Annotated in this window: 10 protein-coding genes; 7 read left to right on the top strand and 3 right to left on the bottom strand. The window is 71.9% G+C overall.

From position 1 onward, the window contains the following. Window positions 1-18: 18 nt before the first annotated feature. Window positions 19-318 (bottom strand): DUF3817 domain-containing protein, encoded by a 300-nt coding sequence (locus tag AABA78_RS35765; RefSeq protein WP_338269957.1) that lies wholly within the window; start codon window positions 316-318, stop codon window positions 19-21. Further along, a complete protein-coding gene (locus AABA78_RS35760; protein WP_338269956.1) occupies window positions 315-683 on the bottom strand; it encodes a hypothetical protein in 369 nt (122 codons plus the stop codon). The genes AABA78_RS35765 and AABA78_RS35760 overlap by 4 nt, the downstream gene beginning before the upstream one ends. 149 nt (window positions 684-832) lie before the next feature. Between AABA78_RS35760 and AABA78_RS35755 the strand changes: the two genes are divergently transcribed. Further along, the gene (locus AABA78_RS35755; RefSeq protein WP_338269955.1) at window positions 833-1,849 is read left to right on the top strand and encodes a GlxA family transcriptional regulator; all 1,017 of its coding nucleotides are present in this window, start codon (window positions 833-835) and stop codon (window positions 1,847-1,849) included. Here AABA78_RS35755 and AABA78_RS35750 read toward each other — a convergent pair. Then, the gene (locus tag AABA78_RS35750; RefSeq protein WP_338269953.1) at window positions 1,782-2,714 is read right to left on the bottom strand and encodes an MBL fold metallo-hydrolase; all 933 of its coding nucleotides are present in this window, start codon (window positions 2,712-2,714) and stop codon (window positions 1,782-1,784) included. The genes AABA78_RS35755 and AABA78_RS35750 overlap by 68 nt on opposite strands. A gap of 116 nt (window positions 2,715-2,830) precedes the next feature. On the opposite strand from AABA78_RS35750, the gene AABA78_RS35745 reads away from it, so the two are divergent. The 6 genes from AABA78_RS35745 to AABA78_RS35720 all read left to right on the top strand — a co-directional run bounded on the left by AABA78_RS35745 (window position 2,831) and on the right by AABA78_RS35720 (window position 20,396). Further along, window positions 2,831-3,718 (top strand): LysR family transcriptional regulator, encoded by an 888-nt coding sequence (locus AABA78_RS35745; protein WP_338269952.1) that lies wholly within the window; start codon window positions 2,831-2,833, stop codon window positions 3,716-3,718. 39 nt (window positions 3,719-3,757) lie between these two features. After that, on the top strand, window positions 3,758-4,345 hold the full coding sequence (locus tag AABA78_RS35740; protein ID WP_171420609.1) for an NYN domain-containing protein: 588 nt from the start codon (window positions 3,758-3,760) through the stop codon (window positions 4,343-4,345). 27 nt (window positions 4,346-4,372) lie between these two features. Further along, entirely contained in the window at window positions 4,373-6,121 is a 1,749-nt protein-coding gene (locus tag AABA78_RS35735) for a DUF885 domain-containing protein (protein WP_338269951.1), read from the top strand. Then, window positions 6,118-6,996 (top strand): alpha/beta hydrolase, encoded by an 879-nt coding sequence (locus AABA78_RS35730; RefSeq protein ID WP_338269949.1) that lies wholly within the window; start codon window positions 6,118-6,120, stop codon window positions 6,994-6,996. Before AABA78_RS35735 ends, AABA78_RS35730 begins: the two co-directional genes overlap by 4 nt. Window positions 6,997-7,197: 201 nt before the next feature. Further along, complete coding sequence (locus AABA78_RS35725) at window positions 7,198-13,944, top strand: amino acid adenylation domain-containing protein (RefSeq protein WP_338269948.1); 6,747 nt, start codon at window positions 7,198-7,200, stop codon at window positions 13,942-13,944. Then, window positions 13,941-20,396 carry a non-ribosomal peptide synthetase gene (locus AABA78_RS35720; protein WP_338269947.1) on the top strand — a complete coding sequence of 2,152 codons (6,456 nt, stop codon included), beginning with the start codon at window positions 13,941-13,943 and terminating at the stop codon, window positions 20,394-20,396. Before AABA78_RS35725 ends, AABA78_RS35720 begins: the two co-directional genes overlap by 4 nt. Window positions 20,397-20,419: the final 23 nt, after the last annotated feature.

Here is a 20,419-nt window from a genome sequence, read left to right as displayed (position 1 = left end):
GCCATCGCCAGCATGGCCTCAGCCTTCCCCTCCCCGCTCCTCCCGCCGCAGCGCGCGGTCCAGCGCGAAGGTCCCGAACGGCACCAGCGACGCGCCGAACGCCGCGAGCGAACGGCGCGCCGTCCAGCCGTGCTCGGACGCCGCGCGGAACAGGGACGACACGAAGAGCAGGAACAGGAGCCCGTGGACGCTGCCGGCGACCCGCACCGCCAGCGGCTGCGCCAGCAGGTACTTCACCGGCATCGCGATGAAGAGCAGCCCCAGGAAGGACATCCCCTCCAGGAAGGCCACCCACCTCAGCTGTCGCAGCGCACTCATGTGTCCACCCAAGGCCAGCGCGGCCGGAAGATCATCAACACCAGGACGAGGAAGAACGGCACGGCCGCCATCAGCGCGCCCGCCAGCGTGCGCCGCTCGCGGGACGCCATGGCCACCAGCGACAGCTGCGACACCAGCGACAGCGCCAGCCCGCCCGATATCCACGCCTCCGTCAACGCGAGCTGGAACTGGAGCGTGAGCAGGTAGCCCGCCGTCCACGTCACCACCAGCCCCGGCGACGCGATGGCGTGCACCGCGCGCTTGCGCTCTTGCGACGTCGTCGCGGCCAGCGCCCCCACGAGCCCGCCCCCGTACAGCACCACGCCCACGAACTTCAGCAGGAGCAGCAAGCGGTAGATCAACACGCGGAAACCCTCACCGTGCATCCGTCACGCACCCCGCCCGTATGCCATGCGCGCCCCCGGCGCCGTGAGTGGCGGAAACGCCATCTTTCGACGACTTCCCGCCACAGCCCCTCCTGGCGGGAACACCCCGGTCCTGGCATCTTCCCGCCATGCACACCGTGGCCATCGTCGCGCTGGATGGAGTGGTGCCCTTCGACCTCTCGATTCCCACCGAGGTCTTCCGCCACGTGCGGCTGCCCTTCGGCGGCCCCGGCTACCAGGTCCGCGTCTGCGGCCTGACCCCGGAGGTCCACGCGGGCGCGTTCCGGGTGAAGACCCACCATGGCCTGGGTTCGCTGGCGCGCGCGGACACCATCTTCCTGCCCGGCATCATGGACCTCTCCGCGCCCGTCCCTCCCGCGCTCCTGAAGGCGCTGCGCGCGGCGGCCAGCCGGGGCACGCGCATCGCGTCCATCTGCACGGGGGCGTTCCTGCTGGCCGCGACGGGGCTGCTCGACGGGCTGCGCGCGACCACGCACTGGATGGCCGCGGAGGAATTGGCCCGGCGCCACCCCGCCATCCAGGTGGATCCGAACGTCCTCTACGTCGACAACGGCCAGCTCCTCACCTCCGCGGGCGCGGCGGCGGGGCTGGACCTCTGCCTGCACCTGGTGCGGCGCGACCATGGCGCCGCGGTGGCGGCGGACGCGGCGAGGCTGGCCGTGATGCCGCTGGAGCGCGACGGCGGCCAGTCCCAGTTCATCACCCACGTGCCCCCCGCGCCCGAAGGCGCGTCGCTGGAGCCGCTCCTGCACTGGATGGAGGACCACCTGCACCGGCCGCTCACGCTCCAGGCCCTGGCCCGGAAGGCCGCGATGAGCGAGCGCACCCTGAGCCGCCACTTCCGGGAACAGACCGGCACCACGCCCCTCCAGTGGCTCCTCCACGCCCGCGTGCGCCGCGCGCAACACCTGCTGGAGACCACCAGCCAGTCCGTGGAGGCCATCGCGCAGAAGGTGGGCTTCGGATCCATCACCACCTTCCGCGAACACTTCCAGCGCTTCGTCGCCACCAGCCCCCTCGCGTACCGCCGCGCGTTTCGCGGAGGCCTGGAGGGCCTCAGTGCTGGTGGCCGAAGCGCACCTCCACCTCCGGGTGCGCCGCGACGAACGCGCGCAGCTTCTTGAAGCTCTCCACGCTCCGGGGCCCGTCCTGCGTGAAGGTGCCCGGCTCCACGTCGTGCTCCCAGCCCCAGCGCGTGTGGCTGGCGTCGCCCAGCAGCAGCACCGGCCCCTTCGTGGAGCGCACGAGGTACGCGGTGCTGCCCGGCGTGTGCCCCGGCACCCAGAGCGCCCACACGGACGCGTCCCCGAAGACGTCCACCGCGCCGTCGAAGAGGCCCTTCGGGTCGGCCGTGTAGTTCCACTCCGACAGCGCCGGCTTGCCCTCCAGCGCGCGGTCCGTGGCGCCCTGCACCAGCAGGTTCACGAAGGCGCGGCTGCCCGCCTCACCCGGGCCGGTGAAGACGGGCGTCCCCGCCGGCGCGTCCGCCATGCCGCTGATGTGGTCCGGGTGCAGGTGCGTGAGGAAGACCCCGGAGAGCGGCTGGGGCTGCTTCGCCAGCCACTCGCCCAGCGGGGCCAGCACCGTCATCTTCTCCATGTGCATCGCGCTCGCCACGATGCCGCGCATCGCCGAGCGGTCGGGCGCGTCCCGCAGCGCCGTCTCCACGCCCGTGTCCACGATGTACAGCCCGTGCGTCGGGTGGCGCAGCGCATGGAAGAAGACCTGGACGGGCTCGTCCCCGTCCTCCAGGTGCGCCGCCTTCGCCGTCGGGTGGTCCAGGTTGATGAGGCCGCTCCGATCCACGGCCCAGTCGCACGACGTCACGGTCTCCAGCTCCACCGGGCCCGGCACGTCCAACTGCGCGAGCAGCGTGTCCGCGGGCCGCGTCACGCCGAGCGCGGACTTCTGGACGCCGTGGGAGGACGTGGCGCAGCCGGTGGTGAAACCCACGACGGACAGACAGAGCGCGAGCAGGGACGACTTCATGGCGGGGACTCCTTGTTCTTGCCGGACCCGGAGCACCGGGCGTTCGGGACAGGAGGCAGGATGCGGGATGCGCCCGTGGATGGAAATTGGCGAAAACGGCATGATGCCATCCATTCATGGATATCTCCTGGGACGACGCCCGGCTGTTCCTCGCCATCGCGGAGACGGGCAGCTTCAGCGCGGCGGCGCGGCGGCTGCGCATCGGCCAGCCCACGGTGAGCCGGAGGCTGGCAGCGCTGGAGTACGCGGTGGGCTCGGCGCTGTTCCGCCGGAGCGTGGACGGCGCGGCGCTCACGTCCGCGGGGGAGCGGCTGCTGGTGCCCGCGAAGAAGATGGCGGAGTGGGCCGGGGAGCTGCACCGCGCGGCGGAGTCCGCGGACAGCTCACCCCGGGGCATCGTGCGCGTGACGGCCACGCCCTACCTGAGCTTCGACTTCGTGGCCCCCTTCGCCGCCTTCGTCGCGCAGAAGCACCCGGGCTTGCGGCTGGAGGTGCAGTCGCAGATCCAGTACCTGGACCTGGGGCGCGGCGAGGCGGACCTCGCGCTGCGCGGACGGCCTCCCACCAGCGCGGACCTCAAGCTCGTGGACACGCTGGAGGTCCCCAACAGCGTCTTCGTGTCCAGGGCCCTGAAGGCCCGGCTGCCGAGGAAGGTGACGCTCCAGGAGCTGCCCTGGGTGGCCTGGGCGCCGCCCTTCGAAGCCGTCCCGCCCAACCCCCAGCTGGAGTCGATGATCCCCGGCTTCAGCCCGTCCTTCACGGCGGACAGCTACCTGGTGATGCTCGCGGCGGCGGAGGCCGGCCTGGGCGCGATGGTGATGGCGCGCATGGCGCACCGCTTCACCCGCCCGACGCGGCTCGTCCCCCTGGAGCTGGACCTGGGCCCGTTCGCCCGGAGCCAGACGCACCTCGTGTGCGCGAGGTCCGCGCTGGAGATTCCCCGCGTGCGGCGCGTGTCGGAGCTGCTGTTGGAGGAGTTCCAACGGATTCGCGTGGGTCGATGAAAACCCACAACGGCCGGCAGCCCGCGTATTGTCCCCGCCATGCAATCCGTCCGTCCCGCCGCCGCATCCTACGTCCTCATCGACGCCGAGAATGTCGACTGGGCCGTCTCCAACATCGTCGGGCGCAAGCCCGAGCCCCAGGACCGGGTGCAGTTCGACCGGCTGGTCGCCTTCTGCGACACCTACTTCCCCAAGCCCGTGCGCTGCGTGGTGGTGCTCAACGCACGCGGAGAGCAGCTGCCGGACGCGATGATTGGCTTCGTGCGCGCGCTGAAGTCCGCGGGCTGTGAGGTGGCGCTGCTGCACGGCCGGCCGGACCAGAAGGTCGTGGACCTGGGCATCCTCAAGCTCCTGGAGAACATCCGCACCCAGCGCCCGGGAGCGGCGGTGGGCCTGGCCAGCCACGACGGCGCGGACTTCGCGGAGGCGCTCAAGCCCTTGCTGGAGGAGAAGCGCCAGGTCGCCGTGCTGGGCCTGCGCGAGTACGTGAGCCAGAGGTTCCGCGAGCTCACCCCGCTGGGCCTGAAGGTCGTGGACCTGGAGCTCAACGCCCGCGTCTTCCAGCGTCCCCTGCCCCGGCTCCTGCCGGTCAACGTGGACGAGTTCGATCCCACGCTGTTCGTCTAGTCGCGGTTCCCACTCCGGAGTCCGTCCATGTCATCCGAGTCCGTCCCCCGGCGCGGCGCCATGTCCGCTTCCCTGCATGCCCTGCTGGAAGCGGAGTGGCAGTACTCCCTCCAGCAGTACCCCACCTATGCGTCGCTGCTGGGGGACCGGCGCTGGAACGACAAGTGGGACGACCTGAGCCTCGCCGCGCTGGAGGCGGATCACCGGCACAGCCACGACGTGCTGCGCCGGCTCCAGGACGTGGACCGCGCCGGGCTGGACAGCGACGCGGACCGGCTGCACCTGGACCTGTTCCGCCGGATGCACGAGACGTGGATTGAAGAGTACGGGGTGAAGTGGCACCTGCTGCCCCTCAACCAGATGGGCGGCCTGCCGGAGGGGCTCAAGCAGCCGCCGGGCCTCCAGACGGCGTACCAGCTGGCGGACACCCTCCGCTTCGAGACGGTGCGGGACTACGAGGACTGGGTGAAGCGGCTGGAGGGCTTCGGCGCCTACGCGGATCAGGTGGTGGCGCTGATGCGCGAAGGCATGCGCCAGCACCGCATCCACCCGCGCATCGTGCTCCAGCGCATCCCGCCGCAGCTGGAGCGGCAGGTGGTGAAGGACCCGACGCAGAGCGGCTTCTACGGCCCCTTCACCCGCATGCCCAAGGACTTCCCGGCGGAGGACGCGCGGAGGCTTCAGCAGGCGGGCCGTGACGCCATCGCGAACACCGTGGTCCCCGCGCTCAAGCGCGCCCTGGACTTCGTCACCACGGAGTACCTGCCCGCGGCCCCGGAGACCGTGGGCGTGTGGCAGTTCCCGGACGGCGAGGCGCTGTACACGGTGCTCGCGCGCCGGCACACGACGACGCGGCTGACGCCGGATGAGATCCACGCGATGGGGCTCGCGGAGGTCCAGCGGCTGCGCGCGGAGCTGGACGGGGTGATGGCCCGCACGGGCTTCACCGGCACGCGGCAGGCGTTCTTCGAGAAGCTGCGCACGGAGGCGCGCTTCTACGAGCCCACGGGTGAGGCGCTGCTCGCGCGCTACCGGGCGCTGGCGAAGCGCATCGACCCGCTGCTCACGCGGCTGTTCCGCACGATGCCGAGGAAGCCCTACGTCGTCGAACCCATCCCGGAGGCCATGGCCCCGGACGTGACGACGGGGTTCTACTTCCCGGCCTCCGCGGACGGCTCGCGCCCGGGCACCTTCCAGGTGAACCTCTACCGGCCGGAGACGCGGCCCGTCTGGGAGATGGTGCCCCTGACGCTGCACGAGGCCGTGCCCGGCCACCACTTCCAGGTGTCCCTGACCTCCGAGCAGCCCGACGTGCCGGACTTCCGCCGCTACACGTCCTACGTGGCCTTCGACGAGGGCTGGGCGCTGTACAGCGAGTCGCTGGGTGACGAGCTGGGCCTGTACGACGACCCGCACGACAAGTTCGGCCAGCTCGCCTACGAGATGTGGCGCGCGGTGCGGCTGGTGGTGGACACCGGCCTGCACGCGAAGCGGTGGACGCGGAAGCAGGCGCTGGACTTCTTCATGGAGAACGCGCCGCGCCAGGAGCTGGACGTCACCAACGAGGTGGACCGCTACATCGCGTGGCCAGGCCAGGCGCTGGCGTACAAGGTCGGCCAGCTGCGGATCCGCGCCCTGCGCGACCGGGCGGAGGCCGCGCTGGGCCAGCGCTTCGACGTGAAGGCCTTTCACGATGAAGTGCTCCTGACGGGCTCGCTGCCGCTGGACGTGCTGGAGGCGAAGATCGACGCGTGGGTGGCGCGGGAGTCCGCGTGAAGCGTCCGCTCGTCGCCGGGCTGGTGCTGGGGGGCGTGGCCCTGTTGGCGATGGCGGCCTGGGTCGCGGTGCGCAGCGCGCGCTACATCTCCCAGGAGGTGCACCCGCCCCGGCAGCCGGTGGGGAGCCCTCCGCGGGAAGCGGAGCTCGCCGGCCTGCGGGACGTGGCGTTCCAGGACCGCGACGGCCTCCAGCTCAAGGGCTGGTACCTGCCGCCGCGCGACGGGGCGCTCGTCGTCCTGGTCCATGGCCTGTCAGGCAACCGCACCCAGTTGCTGCCCGAGGCCCGGTTCCTGGCGCAGGCCGGGTACGGGCTGGTGCTCTTCGACCTGGGCGCCCATGGGGAGAGTGACGGAACGGTCTCGACTTATGGGGACCGCGAGGCGGCCCAGGTGCGGGCGGCGGTGGACTTCGCCACGAGACAGCCGGAGGTGGACGCGAAGCGCGTCGGCGCGCTCGGGTTCTCGCTGGGGGGCTACTCGGTGCTGAAGGCGGCGGCGGAAGATCCGCGCCTCAAGGCCGTGGTGGTGGAGGCCGCGGCCGTCGCTCCCGCGCAGGCGCTCCAGGATGAGCTGGGACACTGGGGCCCCCTGGGCCTGTGGCCGGCGCTGGGGGTGATGAAGCGCGCGGGCGTGGACGTGAACGCCGTCCAACCCGCGCGGGACATGGCCGCGCTGGCGGGCCGCCCCGTCCTGCTGATGGCCGGCGCGATGGACCCGTGGGTGCCGGACGCCGCGCTGGAGGACCTCCTGCGCCAGGGTCAAGGCCCCTGGGAGAAGTGGCGCGTCCCGGGGGCGGGCCATGAGAACTACCTCCAGGCCGCGCCGGAAGAATATCCACGCAGGGTGTTGGCGTTCTTTTCGCGCTTTCTCTGAATGCGAAGGCTGGAGAGCGGCCAAGGGGCCGCCCGGCCGTAAGGAATCTGCCCGGGCGCGATCATTCCTTTCCAGGCATGGCATGCTCGGGGACTGCATTGGTCCGTCGTTCCCATCCTCTTCTATTTCAAACGTTCGGAACCAGAAGGTCGGATGGCCCTGGGGGATATGTCCGTGGATGCAGCGCTCATGCAGACAGTGGTGGCTCGTTTCACTGCGCAAGCGTCCCGGACCCCTGACGCCGAGGCGGTCCGGTTCGAGGGCGCGGGGCTGACATACGCGGCGTTGGACCGCCGCTCCAACCAGCTCGCGCACCACCTGCGGAGCCTGGGCGTCACCACGGACGTGCTCGTCGGCGTGTGCCTGGAGCGGTCGGTGGAGATGGTGGTGGCGGTGCTGGCCGTGCTCAAGGCGGGCGGCGCGTATCTGCCATTGGACCCGGCCTATCCCGCGCCGCGTCTGGCTTTCATGCTGGAGGACGCGAAGGCGCCGGTGCTGCTCACCCAGGCGAAGCTGCGCGCGGGCCTGCCCGCCTTCGCGGGGCCGGTGCTGTGCCTGGATGAAGCCCCTGCCCTCTTCGCCTCCGACGCCCCGGCCTCGCCGGTGGACGCGTCGAGCCTGGAGGGGCTGGCCTACGCCATCTACACGTCGGGCTCCACGGGCACGCCCAAGGGCGTGGCCATGGGACACCGGCCGCTCGCCAACCTCATCGCGTGGCAGCTGGGCCAGTCCATCGCGGGGCCGGGCACGCGCACGCTGCAGTTCTCCCCGCTGTCCTTCGACGTGTCGTTCCAGGAACTGTTCGGCACCTGGTGCTCCGGCGGGACGCTGGTGCTGGTGCGGGACGCGCTGCGGCTGGACGCCGTGCTGCTGTTGCAGCTGCTGGCGGAGGAGCGCGTGGAGCGGCTGTTCCTGCCCTTCATCGCGCTGCAGAGCGTGGCGGAGATCGCCACCTCGCACCAGAATGTGCCGCCGTCCCTGCGCGAGGTCGTCACCGCGGGCGAGCAGCTCCAGGTGACGCACCACCTGCGCGCGTTCTTCGCCGCGCTGCCGGGCTGCGCGCTGCACAACCACTATGGCCCGTCGGAGACGCACGTCGTCTCCAGCTACGTGCTCCGGGGTGCCCCGGATGCGTGGCCCGCGCTGCCGCCCATCGGCAAGGCGCTGGACGGCTGCGAGCTCCTGGTGCTGGACGAGCAGAAGCAGTCCGTGCCGCACGGGGAGTCCGGCGAGCTGTACCTCGCGGGCGTGTGCCTGGCGCGGGGCTATCTGCACCGCGAGGCGCTGACGGCGGAGCGCTTCGTGCCGCACCCGCTCAAGCCCGGCACCGGCGAGCGCGCGTACAAGACGGGCGACCTGGCGCGCGTGCTGCCGGACGGCAACGTGGAGTTCCTGGGCCGCATCGACGGCCAGGTGAAGGTGCGCGGCTACCGCATCGAGCTGGGCGAGATTGAAGTCGCGCTCGGCGGCCACCCGGCGGTGAAGCAGGTGGCGGTGGTGGCGCGCGAGGACGTGCCCGGCGACAAGCGGCTGGTCGCCTACGTCGTCCCGGACGGCACGCTGGAGCACGCGGCCGGGACGCTGCGGCGCCACCTGTCCACGCGGGTGCCGGACTACATGGTGCCCTCCGCGTTCGTCACGCTGGAGGCCCTGCCGCGCACGCCGAGCGGAAAGATTGACCGCCGCGCCCTGCCCGCCCCGCTGCCCACGCGGCCGGAGCTGCAGCAGGCGTTCGTCGCGCCGCGCTCGCCGCTGGAGCGCACGCTCGCGGAGGCGTGGGCGCGGCTGTTGCGCATCGACCGGGTGGGCGTGCACGACAGCTTCTTCGAGCTGGGCGGCAACTCGCTGCTCGCGCTCCAGTGCGTGGCGCGGCTGCGGCAGGAGCACGGGCTGGAGCTCCCCATCGTCCAGTTGTTCCAGTCCCCCACGGTGGCGCAGCTGGCGGCGGCGCTGAGCGGGGAGGCGTCGCGCCCGTCGCTCAAGCAGCTGGCGGAGGCGCGGCAGGCGAAGCGCCAGCAGGCGGCGGGCGGCGCGGAGCCGGTGGCCATCATCGGCATGGCGGGCCGCTTCCCGGGCGCGCCCGACGTGGAGACGTTCTGGAAGAACCTGGTGGGCGGCGTGGAGTCCGTCACCACCTTCACGCGCGAGGAGGTGGACCCGTCGGTGCCCGCCGCCGAGCGCGACGCCCCCGAGTACGTGCGGGCGCGCGGCGTCCTGGACGGCGTGGAGCTGTTCGACGCGGCCTTCTTCGGCATCACGCCGAAGGAGGCGCAGGTGATGGATCCGCAGCAGCGCCTGTTCCTGGAGACGGCGTGGGAGGCGCTGGAGTCCGCCGGCTGCGTGCCGGAAGCCTACCCCGGCCTCATCGGCGTCTTCGCGGGCACGCACAACAACAGCTACGGGCCGCTGCACGTGCTGCCCCGGCAGGACATCGTGGGCCGGGTGGGCGCCTTCCAGGCGATGGTCGCCAACGAGAAGGACTACGTGGCGACCCGCGTCGCGCACAAGCTGGACCTGCGCGGGCCCGCGCTGTCGCTCAACACCGCGTGCTCCACGTCGCTGGTCGCGGTGGCGCAGGCGTTCTGGGCGCTCCAGACGCACCAGTGCGACGTGGCGCTGGCGGGCGGCGCGTCCGTGACGGTGCCCCAGAAGTCCGGCCACCTGTACCAGGAGGGCGGCATGCTCTCCCAGGACGGGCACTGCCGGCCCTTCGACGCGAACGCCACCGGCACCCTCTTCAGCGACGGCCTGGGCGCGGTGGTGCTCAAGCGCCTGTCGGACGCGCAGGCGGATGGCGACGTCATCCACGCGGTGCTGCGCGGCGTGGGCATCAACAACGACGGCGCGGCCAAGGTGAGCTTCGCGGCGCCGGGCGTGGAGGGCCAGGCCACCGCCATCGCGACGGCGCACGCGAACGCGGGCATCGACCCGCGCACCCTCCGCTACGTGGAGGCGCACGGCACGGCGACGCCGCTGGGCGACCCCATCGAGGTGGAGGCGCTGTCGCAGGCATTCCGCGCGCACACCTCGGACACGGGCTTCTGCGCCATCGGTTCGGTGAAGAGCAACTTCGGCCACCTCACCGCCGCGGCGGGCGTGGCGGGCCTGCTCAAGACGGTGCTCGCGCTGAAGCACCGCGAACTGCCGCCGACGCTGCACTTCCAGACGCCCAACCCGAAGATCGACTTCCCGCGCAGCCCCTTCTTCGTGCAGGCGAAGCGCTCCGCGTGGCCGGAGGGCACGGGCCCCCTGCGCGCGGGCGTGAGTTCGTTCGGCGTGGGCGGTACCAACGCGCACGTCGTGGTGGAGGAGGCGCCGGAGCGTCCGGTCTCCGGTCCTTCGAAGCCGCGCCAGCTCCTGACGCTGTCGGCGAAGACGCCCGCGGCGCTGACGCAGGCGGCGCAGCGGCTGGCCGCGCACCTCCAGGCGCATCCGGAGGAATCGCTCGCGGACGTGGCGTACACGCTGGCCACGGGGCGCAAGGCGTTCCCGTTCCGGCGCGCCGTGGTGGCGGGCACGCATGAAGAGGCCGTGCGGGCGCTGACGGCGGCCGAGCCGGAGGCCCCGGGGCTGGAGTCCACGCCGCCGGTGGCGTTCCTCTTCCCGGGTCAGGGCTCGCAGCATCCGGACATGGCGCACGGGCTGTACCGCCACGCGCCGGCCTTTCGCGCCACGGTGGACGCGTGCGCGGAGGTGCTCAAGCCGCTGCTCGGGCGCGACCTGCGCGAGGTGCTCTTCCCGAAGGACCCCGAGTCGCCCGAGGCCGCGGAGGCGCTGCGCCAGACGTCGTTCGCGCAGGCGGCCCTGTTCACCGTGGAGTACGCGCTCGCGCAGCTCTGGTGGAGCTGGGGCGTGCGGCCGGACGCGCTCGTGGGCCACAGCGTGGGCGAGTTCGTCGCCGCGTGCCTCGCGGGCGTCTTCACGCTGGAGGACGCGCTGCACCTGGTGGCGAAGCGCGGCCTGCTCATGCAGGCGCGGGAGCCGGGCAGCATGCTGTCGGTGCGCCTGTCCGCGGAGGCGGTGGCGCCCCGGCTGAAGGACGGGTTGGCCATCGCGTCGGACAACGGGCCGCGCCTGTGCGTGGTGTCCGGGCCCACGGAGGCCGTGCAGCGCCTCCAGGCCGCGCTGGAGGCGGAGGGGACCGCGTGCCGGATGCTCCAGACGTCGCACGCGTTCCACTCGCCGATGATGGACGCCGCGGTGGCGCCGTTCCTGGAGACGGTGAAGGGCATGCGCCTGTCGGAGCCGCGCATCCCCATCGTCTCCACGGCGACGGGCACGTGGCTGAAGGCCTCCGAGGCGACGTCGCCTGAGTACTGGGCGCGGCACCTGCGCGACACGGTGCGCTTCTCGCCCGCGCTGCGCACGCTCTGGGACCGGGGCGAGCACCTGTTGCTGGAGGTGGGCCCGCGCGTGACGCTCGCCACGCTGGCGCGGCAGCAGGCCACGGCCGACCAGCGCTCGCGGGTGTTCACGTCCCTGGGCGAGTCCAGCGGCGACGCCGCCGACTGGAACGCTCTCCTGAACGCCGCGGGCCAGCTCTGGCGCCGGGGCGTGGCCCTGGACTGGCGGGCCTTCCACGCCGACGAGCAGCGCCAGCGCGTCACCCTTCCCACGTATCCCTTCCAGCGGCAGCGCCACTGGATCGACCTCGAGCGGGCGGCCATGCCCGCCCCCACACCCTCCACCGGAGCCGCCGTGAGTCCCGCCCCTGTTCCCCGTGCCGAACGTCTCGTCCCCACCCTGCGCAACCTGTTCGAGGAGCTGAGCGGCCTGGAGCTGGCCGACGCGGATCCGGGCGCGAGCTTCCTGGAGCTGGGCCTCGACTCGCTGGTGCTCACGCAGGCGGCGCTCGCGGTGCAGAAGCAGTTCGGCGTGAAGGTGACGTTCCGGCAGTTGCTGGAGGAGGTCCCGTCACTGGGACAGCTCGCCGCGTTCCTCGATGGCCGCATGCCTCCGGAGGCCGCGCCGGTGGCCGCCGCCGCGCCGACCGCGCAGCTCACCGCGAACATCCTCGGCCAGCCACAGGTCGCCGCGTCTACGGGCGCTCAGTTCCCGGTCCAGGCCGCGCCCGCTCAGGGAGCGCCTGTGGGTGCCGCGTTCCCGTCGCAGTTCGCCTCCGCTGGCGCCGCGTTCCAGGCCCAGGCGATGGCCGCCCCCGCCGGGAGCCTCCAGGCGGTCGTCGCGCAGCAGCTCTGGCTGATGACCCAGCAGCTCGCGCTCCTGTCCGGTCAGCCCGCGCAGGCCGTGGCCCCGCAGGCCTTTGCTCCGGCTCCCGTCGCGCAGCCGCAGGCCGAGCAGGCCCAGCCCGCGCCGTCCGCTCCCGCCGCGGTGGCCACCCCGGCCGCCGCGCCCGATGAGGCCGACCTCAAGGGCCCGGTGAAGTACGACGTGAAGAAGGCGTTCGGCGCCATCGCGCGCATCAGCCTCGCGCCGAAGGACGCGCTCACGCCCCGGCAGCAGACGTTCCTGGAGGACTTCACCCGCCGCTACACGGCGAAGACGCAGGGCTCCAAGCGCTCCGCCCAGGAGAACCGGAGCCAGCTGTCGGATCCGCGCGTGGTGACGGGCTTCCGGCCGCTGATCAAGGAGCTCATCTACCCGCTGGCCGTGAACCGCTCCAAGGGCTCCAAGCTCTGGGACGTGGACGGCAACGAGTACCTGGACGCGCTCAACGGCTTCGGCTCCGTGATGTTCGGCCACGCGCCGGACTTCATCACCCAGGCCGTGCACAAGCAGGTGGACGACGGCTACGAGCTGGGGCCCATGCACCCCCTGGCCGGCGAGGTCGCGAAGCTCGTCTGTGAGTTCACCGGCGCGGACCGCGCGGCGCTCTGCAACACCGGCTCCGAGGCCGTGATGGGCGCGCTGAGAATCGCCCGCACCGTCACCGGCCGCAGCACCGTGGCCATCTTCTCCGGCAGCTACCACGGCATCTTCGACGAGGTGCTGGTGCGTGGCACCAAGAGCCTGCGCACCGTGCCTGCCGCTCCGGGCATCATGGCGGGCGCGGTGCAGGACGTGCTCGTGCTGGACTACGGCACGCCGGAGTCGCTCGAAATCCTCCGCTCCCGCGCGGACTCGCTGGCGGCCATCATGGTGGAGCCCGTGCAGAGCCGCCGCCCGGACTTCCAGCCGCGCGAGTTCCTGCACCAGCTGCGCGACCTCACGCAGAAGTCCGGCTCCGTCTACATCTTCGACGAGGTCATCACCGGCTTCCGCATGCACCCGGGCGGCGCCCAGGCGGTGTTCGGCGTGCAGGCGGACGTGGCCACCTACGGCAAGGTCGTGGGCGGCGGCATGCCCATCGGCGTCATCGCGGGCAAGCGCCCGTTCATGGACGCGTTGGACGGCGGCCACTGGCAGTTCGGCGACGACTCCGTGCCCACCGTGGGCGTGACGTACTTCGCCGGCACGTTCGTGCGCCACCCGCTGGCGCTCGCCGCCGCGAAGGCCGCGCTGGAGCACATGAAGGCCGCGGGCCCGGAGCTCCAGCGCAGCGTGAGCGCCAAGGCGGACCAGCTGGCCAGCACGCTCAACGCGTTCTTCGACGAGGTGGGCGCCCCGCTGCGCATCAAGCACTTCGGGTCGCTGTGGAAGACGTTCGTCACGGCGGACGTCGCGAACGCGGACCTGCTGTTCTGCCTGCTGCGCGACAAGGGCATCCACATCTGGGATGGCTTCCCGTGCTTCTTCACCACCGCGCACTCCGACGCGGACCTGCGGCGCCTCATCACCGCGTTCCAGGACAGCGTCACGGAGCTGCAGGACGCGGGCTTCCTGCCCGGCACGGCCCGGCCCCAGCCGCAGGCCCCCGCGGCCTTCGACTCCAACCAGCCCCCCGTCCCTGGCGCCCGCCTGGGGCGTGATCCGCAGGGCAACCCCGCCTGGTTCGTCCCGCACCCCACGGTGCCCGGCAAGTTCGTCAAGCTGAGTGAGACCCGATGAAGACCCCCGCCTCCCCCACGCAGGACCTGCCCGACGATTTCGATCCCTTCGCCGGGCCCGCGCTGCTGCTCACCGCGCCGTCCACCGAGCCCCAGCGCGAGGTGTGGACCGGCGTGCAGATGGGTCCGGACGCTTCGTGCGCCTTCAATGAATCCATGTCCGTGCGGCTGCACGGCTCCCTGGACGTCGAGTCCCTGCGCGCCGCGCTCCAGGACCTGATGGCGCGGCACGAAGCGCTGCGCACCACGTTCAGCGCGGATGGCCTCACGCTGTGCGTCGCCGCCGCCACGCCCCTCTTGCTGGAGGTCGTGTCGCTGGACGCGCTGCCGCCCTCCGAGCGCGACGCCCGCGTCCGCGAGTTCGTCGCCCACGAGGTGGAGACGCCGCTGTCCCTGGAGACCGGGCCGCTCCTGCGCCCGCGCCTCGCGCGGCTGTCCGCCCAGGAGCACCTGCTGACGCTGACCGCGCACCACATCGTGTGCGACGGCTGGTCCATGGCGGTGATGCTGCGCGACCTGGCGACGTTCTACTCGGCGCACGCGCGGCGGGCGCCGCACACGCTGGCGCCCGCGCCCACGTTCAGCGACTACGCCCGCGCGCAGGCCCAGCTGGCCACGACGCCGGAGTACGCGGAGCACGAGCGCTACTGGCTCAAGCAGTTCTCCGGCGCGCTGCCGGTGCTGGAGCTGCCGCTGGACCGGCGCCGTCCGCCGTCCAAGACGTACAGCTCGCGGCGTGAGGACTACGTCCTGGAGCCCGCGCTCGTGGAGCAGCTCAAGCGCGTGGGCGCGCGCCACGGCGGCAGCTTCTTCACCACGCTGCTGGCGGGCTTCAAGGCGCTGCTGCACCGGCTGACGGGGCTGGAGGACGTGGTGGTGGCCATCCCCGCCGCGGGCCAGTCCGTGGCGGGGCTGAAGGACCTGGTGGGCCACTGCGTGAACGCGCTGCCCCTGCGCAGCAACGTCGCCGCGGAGGCGCCCTTCACGCAGGTGCTCAAGCAGCTGCGCACCACGATGCTCGATGCCTACGAGCACCAGGAGTACACGTTCGGCACGCTGCTCAAGCAACTGGCGCTACCGCGCGACCCCAGCCGCCTGCCGCTGGTCAACGTGCTGTTCAACGTGGACCAGGCCGTCACGGGTGAGCAGCTGGCGTTCCAGGGCCTCACCTGCACCCTGGCCAGCAACCCGCGCCACTTCGAGAACTTCGACCTCTTCATCAACGCGGCCGAGGCCCATGGCCGCGTGGTGCTGGAGTGCCAGTACAACACCGACCTCTTCGACGGCTCCTCGGTCCGCCGCTGGATGGCCTGCTACGAAGAGCTGCTGCGCGGCGTGGTCGCCGACGCGGAAGTGCCCGTATCGCGCCTGCCGCTGCTGCCCGCCGCGGAGAAGCAGCGCGTGCTGGTGGACTGGAACGCCACCGCGAAGCCGTTCGACCGCGAGGCCTTCGTCCACACGCTCGTGGCCGCCCAGGCCCGCGCCACGCCCGACGCCGTGGCCCTGCGCGCGGGGGACGTGACGCTCACGTACCAGCAGCTGCTCCAGCGCGCCCACCAGGTGGCGCATGCGCTGAAGCAGGAAGGGGTTGCCCCCGGAAGCCTCGTCGGCCTCTTCACGAATCGCGGCGCGGACATGGTGGTGGGCCTGCTGGGCATCCTCGAAGCGGGTGCCGGCTACGTCCCGCTGGACCCCGGCTTCCCGCCTGAGCGCCTCGCCTTCATGGTCGAGGACGCGAAGCTGTCGCTCATCGTCACGCAGCAGGCCCTGGTGGCGTCCCTGCCGTCCACGAGCGTGAAGCCCCTGCTCCTCGAGGACACCGCTTCGCAGCCCGAGTCCGAGCTGCCGGCGCAGGACGTCACGCCCGAAGCCGTGGCGTACGTCATCTACACGTCGGGCTCGACGGGCAAGCCGAAGGGCGTGCGCGTGCCGCACCGGGCGGTGGTGAACTTCCTGGGCACCATGCAGGAGGCCCCCGGCATTTCCTCCCAGGACGTGCTGCTGGCCGTCACGACGCTCTCCTTCGACATCGCCGTGCTGGAGCTGCTGCTGCCCCTCACCGCCGGCGCCCAGGTGGTGCTCGCCTCCCGCGACACGGCCTCCGACGGTGCGCTCCTCAAGGCCGCGCTGGAGTCCCACGCCGCCACCGTCATGCAGGCCACGCCCTCCACCTGGCGCCTGCTGCTGGAGGCCGGCTGGCAGCCGCGTCCGGGCTTCAAGGCCCTGTGCGGCGGTGAGGCCCTTCCCCGGGAGCTGGCCGAGGCGCTGCTCGCCCGCGTCGCCAGCCTCTGGAACATGTACGGCCCCACGGAGACCACCGTCTGGTCCACCACCTGGCGCGTGCAGCCTCCCCTCTCCTCCATCCGCATCGGCCGCCCCATCGCCAACACCCAGCTCTACCTCCTCGACTCCCACCTGGCCCCCGTGCCCGTGGGCGTCGCGGGCGAGCTGTACATCGGCGGCGACGGCGTGACGCTGGGCTACCTCCACCGCCCGGAGTTGACGCAGGAGCGCTTCCTCGCCAATCCCTTCCGCCCTGGCGAGCGCATGTACCGCACGGGCGATTTGGCCCGGTGGCTGGCCGACGGCACGGTGGAGTACCTGGGCCGCAATGACTCGCAGGTGAAGCTGCGCGGCTTCCGCATCGAATTGGGCGAAGTCGAGGCGGCGCTCGCCTCGCATCCCTCCCTGGCCCAGGCCGTCGCCCTCGTGCGTGAAGACAGGCCTGGCGACCGTCGCCTCGTTGCGTACCTCATCGCTCGGCCCGGGCAGACGACGCCCTTGGATGAAGTCCTCCGTGCGCACCTCAAGCAGGGGCTGCCGGAGTACATGGTGCCGCAGCACTTCGTGGCCCTGCCCGCGCTGCCGCTCACGCCGAACGGCAAGGTGGACCGCAAGGCCCTTCCGTCGCCGCAGGTGGAGTCGCAGGAGGACGCCTACGTCGCGCCTCGCGACGAGACGGAGCAGAAGCTCGCGGCCATCTTCGCGGACGTGCTGGGGCTGCGCCGGGTGAGCGTCACGGCGGACTTCTTCCGGCTGGGCGGCCACTCGCTGCTGGCGTCGCAGGCCCTCACGCGCGCGAGCCGGGACCTGGACGTCAGCCTCACGCTGCGCCGGATGTTCGAGGCCCCCACCGTGGAGAAGCTGGCCCGGCTGGTGCGCGGCGACGACGGGGCCACGAGCCCCGCGCAGCGCATCTCGCCCCGCGTCGGCACCGAGCCCGCGCCGCTGTCCCTCATGCAGCAGCGGCTGTGGTTCCTGGAGCAGCTCAACCCGGGCACCGCCGTCTACAACCTGCCCTCCGCGTTCCGCCTCCACGGCGCGCTGGACGTGGGCGCGCTGCGCTTCAGCTTCAACAAGCTGCTGGAGCGCCAGACGTCCCTGCGCACCTTCGTGCGGTGGGATGAGGGCACGCCGGTGCAGCACGTGGCCCCGTCTCTGACGGTGGAGCTGGAACCGGTGGACCTGGAGCCCGTCCCCGCGCACACGCGCGAGGAGGACCTGCTGCGCCGCCTCCAGGCGCTGGCGGACGAGTCCATCCCCATCACCGCACCGCCGCTGTTCCGGCTGACGCTGTTCCGGCTGGGCGCCACCGAGCACGTCCTCTTCTTCATGCCCCATCACCTCATCTGGGATGGGTGGTCGTTCGACGTGTTCCTGCGCGAGCTGGACATCATCTACTCCGCGCTCACCCGGGGCCAGGAGCCCAACCTCCCCGCCCTGCCCATCCAGTACGCGGACTTCACCGAGTGGCACCGCGCCTGGCTCCAGGGCGAGGAGCTGGAGCGGCAGGCGCGCTACTGGAAGGGAAAGCTCTCCGGGAACCTGCCCGCGCTGGAGCTGCCCACGGACAAGCCGCGCCCCGCGCAGATGAGCCTCAAGGGCGGCACCGAGCCCTTCGTGCTCACCAGCGCGGAGGTGGACGCGCTCACGAAGCTGGGCCGCGAGTCCAACGCCACGCTGTACATGGTGCTGCTCACGGCCTTCAAGACGCTGCTGCACCGCTACAGCGGCCAGGAGGACCTGGTGGTCGGCACGCCCATCCGGGGCCGCTCGCATCCGGAGGTCGAGGACCTGCTGGGCTTCTTCGTCAACACGCTCGTCCTGCGCACGCAGCTGGCGCCGGAGCTGACGTTCCGGCAGCTCTTGGAGCGCGTGCGCACCACGTGCATGGAGGCGTTCGGCCACCAGGACATGCCCATCGAGCTGCTGATGCAGCAGCTGGGTGTGCAGCGCGACCTGAGCCGCACGCCGCTGTTCCAGACGTTCTTCACCTTCCAGGACGTGCGCAACCGAGGCTCCGGCCTGGGCGACCTCACCTACGGTCAGGTGCACGTGCACGCGCACGCGACGCCGCTGGACCTGAGCTTCTGGGTGAAGGAGACGGCGAACGGCATCGTCGGCGGCATGGACTACAACACCGACCTGTTCGAGCGGGACACCGTCGTCCGCATGCTCGAGCAGATCCGCACGCTGCTGCGGGCCGCGGTGTCCGACGCGGGAGTCCCCGTGTCGCGCCTGCCGTTGCTGCCGGAGACAGAGAAGCAGCGCGTGCTGGTTGACTGGAACGCCACCGAGAGGCCGTTCGACCGGAACGCCTTCGTCCACACGCTCGTCGCCGCGCAGGCCCAGGCCACGCCCGACGCGGTGGCCCTGCGCTCCGGCGCCGTGACGCTCACCTACCGTCAGCTCCTGCAGCGCAGCCATCAGGTGGCGAACGCGCTCAAGCAGGAGGGCGTCGCCCCCGGAGGCCTCGTCGGCCTGTTCACCGAGCGCGGCCCTGACATGGTGGTGGGCCTGCTGGGCATCCTGGAAGCGGGCGCGGGCTACGTCCCGCTGGACCCCGGCTTCCCGCCCGAGCGCCTCGCCTTCATGGTCGAGGACGCGAAGCTGTCGCTCATCGTCACGCAGCGCGCGATCCAGGGCACCCTGCCCTCCACCACGGCGAAGGCCCTCCTCGTCGAGGACACCACGTCGCAGGCGGACACCGCCCCCGAGGCTCCCGGCGTCACGCCCGAAGCCGTGGCGTACGTCATCTACACGTCGGGCTCGACGGGCAAGCCGAAGGGCGTGCGCGTGCCGCACCGGGCGGTGGTGAACTTCCTGGGCACCATGCAGGAGGCCCCCGGCCTCTCCTCCCAGGACGTGCTGCTGGCCGTCACCACGCTCTCCTTCGACATCGCCGTGCTGGAGCTGCTGCTGCCCCTCACCACCGGCGCCCAGGTGGTGCTCGCCTCGCGTGACACGGCCTCCGACGGTGCGCTCCTCAAGGCCGCGCTGGAGTCCAACGCCGTCACCGTCATGCAGGCCACGCCCTCCACCTGGCGCCTGCTGCTGGAGGCCGGCTGGCAGCCGCGTCCGGGCTTCAAGGCCCTGTGCGGCGGTGAGGCCCTCCCCCGGGAGCTGGCCGAGGCGCTGCTCGCTCGCGTCGCCAGCCTCTGGAACATGTACGGCCCCACGGAGACCACCGTCTGGTCCACCACCTGGCGCGTGCAGCCTCCCCTCTCCTCCATCCGCATCGGCCGCCCCATCGCCAACACCCAGCTCTACCTCCTCGACTCCCACCTGGCCCCCGTGCCCGTGGGCGTCGCGGGCGAGCTGTACATCGGCGGAGACGGCGTGACGCTGGGCTACCTCCACCGCCCGGAGTTGACGCAGGAGCGCTTCCTCGCCAATCCCTTCCGCCCCGGCGAGCGCATGTACCGCACGGGCGATTTGGCCCGGTGGCTGGCCGACGGCACGGTGGAGTACCTGGGCCGCAATGACTCGCAGGTGAAGCTGCGCGGCTTCCGCATCGAATTGGGCGAAGTCGAGGCGGCGCTCGCCTCGCATCCCTCCCTGGCCCAGGCCGTCGCCCTCGTGCGTGAAGACAGGCCCGGCGACCGCCGCCTCGTCGCGTACCTGGTGACGAAGCCGGGACAGGCCTACACGGACACGGAGCTTCGCAAGCACCTGCGCTCGCAGCTGCCGCAGTACATGGTGCCGCAGCACTTCGTGGAGCTGGAGGCGCTGCCGCTCACGCCGAACGGCAAGGTGGACCGCAAGGCCCTGCCTCCCCCGGCGGGCACCGCGCGTCCCGTCGAGGACGCCTTCGTCGCGCCGCGCACGCCGACGGAGCAGCACCTGGCGCGCATCTGGCGGGAGGTGCTGGGCATCGCGCAGGTGGGCGTGCACGACAACTTCTTCAACATCGGCGGGCACTCGCTCCTGTCCTTCCAGGTGGTGATGCGCGTCCGGAAGGAGCTGAACCAGGAGCTGCACCCGCGCACGCTGCTGCTCAACACGCTGGAGCAGGTGGCCTCGCAGCTCGCGGTTGTAGCGCCGGCCGCTACAACCACCGCCAGGACGCAGCCCGTCACTCCGCCAAAGACTGCCACCCAGGAGACTTCTGTTCCCCTGGCGCAACGCTTGTTCAATAAGCTGAAGCGGAACCTGCCGGGGCGCTCGGACTGAGCGGCCCTCCGAGGAGAATGGTC

The organism is Corallococcus caeni, assembly GCF_036245865.1.
GTDB classification, from domain to species: domain Bacteria; phylum Myxococcota; class Myxococcia; order Myxococcales; family Myxococcaceae; genus Corallococcus; species Corallococcus caeni.
Note: the sequence above shows the minus strand (reverse complement) of the source record. Positions and strands in the feature narration are given on the sequence as shown.

What these genes read in the sequence shown, in the direction of transcription:
- AABA78_RS35765 (WP_338269957.1), bottom strand. Translation starts at nt 318, where the DNA reads ATGAGTGCGCTGCGACAGCTGAGGTGGGTGGCCTTCCTGGAGGGGATG.
- AABA78_RS35755 (WP_338269955.1), top strand. Translation starts at nt 833, where the DNA reads ATGCACACCGTGGCCATCGTCGCGCTGGATGGAGTGGTGCCCTTCGAC.
- AABA78_RS35750 (WP_338269953.1), bottom strand. Translation starts at nt 2,714, where the DNA reads ATGAAGTCGTCCCTGCTCGCGCTCTGTCTGTCCGTCGTGGGTTTCACC.
- AABA78_RS35745 (WP_338269952.1), top strand. Translation starts at nt 2,831, where the DNA reads ATGGATATCTCCTGGGACGACGCCCGGCTGTTCCTCGCCATCGCGGAG.
- AABA78_RS35740 (WP_171420609.1), top strand. Translation starts at nt 3,758, where the DNA reads ATGCAATCCGTCCGTCCCGCCGCCGCATCCTACGTCCTCATCGACGCC.
- AABA78_RS35735 (WP_338269951.1), top strand. Translation starts at nt 4,373, where the DNA reads ATGTCATCCGAGTCCGTCCCCCGGCGCGGCGCCATGTCCGCTTCCCTG.
- AABA78_RS35720 (WP_338269947.1), top strand. Translation starts at nt 13,941, where the DNA reads ATGAAGACCCCCGCCTCCCCCACGCAGGACCTGCCCGACGATTTCGAT.